This is a genomic window from Kitasatospora sp. MY 5-36 (assembly GCF_001182915.1).
Lineage (GTDB): Bacteria > Actinomycetota > Actinomycetes > Streptomycetales > Streptomycetaceae > Kitasatospora.
In genome coordinates this window covers 1-3008 of the sequence record NZ_LFVW01000499.1, presented here as the reverse complement: position 1 = coordinate 3008, position 3008 = coordinate 1, and the positions used below count along the sequence as shown (strand labels likewise).

Sequence of the window (3008 nt, the reverse complement as noted above, 5' to 3'; positions counted from 1 at the left end):
AGCTCACCGCCGAGGTGAAGGCCCGCAAGGCCTGATCCGCGCGGAAGGTTCGGAGGGCGTGGTGCCGGGTGCCCGGTGCCGCGCCCTCCGTCGTACCCGGCCGTCCCCGGTCCTTCCCCGGCCTTCCCGGTCGTTCTCCGCCGTCGCCGGCCCCGCTCGCCGTCCCCGGCGCGCGGCGGGCCGGGCGGCGGCCCGTAGAGTCGGCGCCGGCGCGTGGCGCACGGGCGCGGCGCGGTGGTGATGGACGAGGCGAGGACGGTGGCATGGCACTGCTGACGGCACTTCAGGGCGGTTTCGGCGACGCGGCGGACGCGCTGCGGATCGACGGTCGGACGCTCTCCCGGGAGGACCTGCTGGGCGCGGCGACCGCCGTCGCCGACCGGGTGGCCGGCGCCCCGGCGCTCGCGGTGCTCGCCCGGCCCCCCGTCGAGACCGTCACCGCCGTGGTCGGCGGCCTGCTGGCGGGCGTCCCGGTGGTGCCGCTGCCGCCCGACTCGGGGCCCAAGGAGCGCGAGCACATCCTGCGCGACTCGGGCGCGGCGCTGCTCGCGCACGCCGTCGGGGAGGTGCTGCCGCAGGACACCTCGGTGGCCGGGCTGCCGGTCGACCCCGCGCGGCGCTCCACCACCAGCTACGCCGAGCCCGCCGCCGCGTCGACCGGCTTCGTGCTCTACACCTCGGGCACCACCGGCGCCCCCAAGGGCGTGGTGATCCGGCGCGAGGCGATCGCCGCCGACCTGGACGCCCTCGCCGCCGCCTGGCAGTGGACCGCCGAGGACACCCTCGTCCACGGCCTGCCGCTGTTCCACGTGCACGGGCTGCTGCTCGGCGTGCTCGGCGCCCTGCGCACCGGCAGCGGACTGGTGCACACCGGGCGGCCCACCCCGGAGGGGTACGCGGCGGCGGGCGGCAGCCTGTACTTCGGGGTGCCCACCGTGTGGTCCCGGTTGGCGGCGGACCCGCAGGCCGCGGCCCGGCTCGCCCCGGCCCGGCTGCTGGTCTCCGGCAGCGCGCCGCTGCCCGTGCCGGTGTTCGAGAAGCTCGCGGCGCTCACCGGGCACGCCCCGATCGAGCGGTACGGGATGACCGAGTCGCTGATCACCGTCAGCACCCGGGCGGACGGCGAGCGGCGCCCCGGCAGCGTCGGGCTGCCGGTGGAGGGGGTCCGCACCCGGCTGGTCGGCGAGGACGGCGCGCCGGTGCCCGGCGACGGGGAGAGCGTCGGCGAACTCCAGGTCTCCGGGCCGACGCTGTTCAGCGGTTACCTCAACCGGCCGGACGCGGACGCCGAGGCGTGGACGGCGGACGGCTGGTTCCGCACCGGCGACGTCGCGGTGATCGGGGCGGACGGCTTCCACCGGATCGTCGGCCGCGCCTCGGTGGACCTGATCAAGAGCGGCGGCTACCGGATCGGCGCGGGCGAGGTGGAGGCCGCGCTGCGCGACCACCCGGCGGTCGCCGACGCGGCGGTGGTCGGCGTGCCGGACGAGGACCTCGGACAGGCGATCGTCGCGTACGTCATCCCGGACGGCGCCGTGACGGGGGAGCAGCTGACGGCCTTCGTGGCGGAGCGGCTCTCGGTGCACAAGCGGCCGCGCCGGGTCGTCCTGGTGCCCGAACTGCCCAGGAACGCCCTGGGAAAGGTGCTGAAGAAGCAGCTGCTGGCGGAGGCCGGCGGCCGCTGAGGAGAGGGCGGTCGGACGCCCCCTCGGATGACGGGTGTTCACCCTGATGCGCCGTCGGTGCTCACCACCCGTGACCCTTCCATTGGCGCACTCCACTGCGCGCAGTGAGCGGACGCGTGCCTAACGTGACACGCAGGCAGGGCCGACCCCCCGGGCGGCACGCCGGCGGCTTCCGGTCGCAGGACCGGAAGCCGCGGTGTGCCGGGCGGGGGCCCTGCCGACAAGCACGGCCAGTCCTGGCCGGTCACAGCAACCCGCTGCAAATCCGCAGCGATCCGCAGCGATCCGCAGCAGTGAAGGAAGTCAGCACGATGACCACCGTCAACACCGGCGCGCCGGAGGCCGCCGGCGAACCGACCGGGCAGCAGGACGCTGCCACCGTCCGTCCCTCCCGTCCGTCCCGCAGCGCGCGGCTCCGTCGGGGGATAGGCATGGTGGCCGTGATCGCGACCAGTGCGGGCCTGATCGGCCTCGGCACCGGTGTCAGCCCCGCGGCCGCCGAGCCCGCCCCGGCGCACGCCGGCTGGGACGGCTCCCGGTACTGGTTCAAGAACAGCCAGGGGCAGTGGCGCTGGACCTCGCACTACGACGTCTACGTGCAGCGCACCGGAGGCGGCTCCTCGTCCGCCGCCAGGACCACGACCACGTCCTCCGGCGGGATCACCCAGGGCTGGGACGGCTCGCGCTACTGGTTCCGCAACAGCAGGGGCGAGTGGCGCTGGACCTCGCACTACGACATCTACCTGGAGCGCACCGGAGGCGGCTCCTCCTCGGACTCCCCGGGCTACTTCGACGACTCGGTCGCCGAGGACCGGGACGTCGAGACCGCCGTGCAGTTCGCGCTCTCCCAGCTGGGCGTGCCGTTCCGCCGGGCCGGCAACGGGCCGGACGGCTACGACTGCTCGGGCCTGGTGCAGCAGTCCTTCCGGCGCGGCGGGATCAGCCTGCCGCGGGTGGCCAACGACCAGTACGCGGCGACCACGCCGATCGGGGCCGGCCAGCTGCGCCGCGGCGACCTGCTGTTCTGGTCGCCGGACGGTTCTGCCCGGGGCATCCAGCACGTGGCCATCTACCTGGGCGACAACAGGTACGTCGAGGCCGCGCGGCCCGGGACCAACATCAGGATCTCGGGGATCAGCAGCGGCTACTACCCGTCGTACATGGGGCGCCCGTAGCGGGGCCGCCGTCCGCCCGTCGGGGGTGCCGGGTCCGCCCGGTGCCCCCGACGGGGGTGTCCTCGTCGGTCCGGGCCGAGCCCGGGGCGCGCGACGCCCGCTCGGCCCGACGCCCGGTCAGAGGTCCGTCGGGCGGGGCAGCGCGCCG

General features: G+C 75.9%; 2 protein-coding genes. Both read left to right on the top strand.

Features of this window, described 5'->3' with window-relative positions:
* Window positions 1-263: 263 nt before the first annotated feature.
* Window positions 264-1685, top strand: coding sequence for an acyl-CoA synthetase (locus AE652_RS28145; RefSeq protein ID WP_049656472.1), 1422 nt, complete (start codon window positions 264-266; stop codon window positions 1683-1685).
* Between the two features lie 311 nt (window positions 1686-1996).
* Window positions 1997-2860: a C40 family peptidase gene (locus AE652_RS28140; RefSeq protein ID WP_049656470.1), complete on the top strand. Its 864-nt coding sequence runs from the start codon at window positions 1997-1999 to the stop codon at window positions 2858-2860.
* The last annotated feature ends 148 nt before the right edge of the window (window positions 2861-3008 follow it).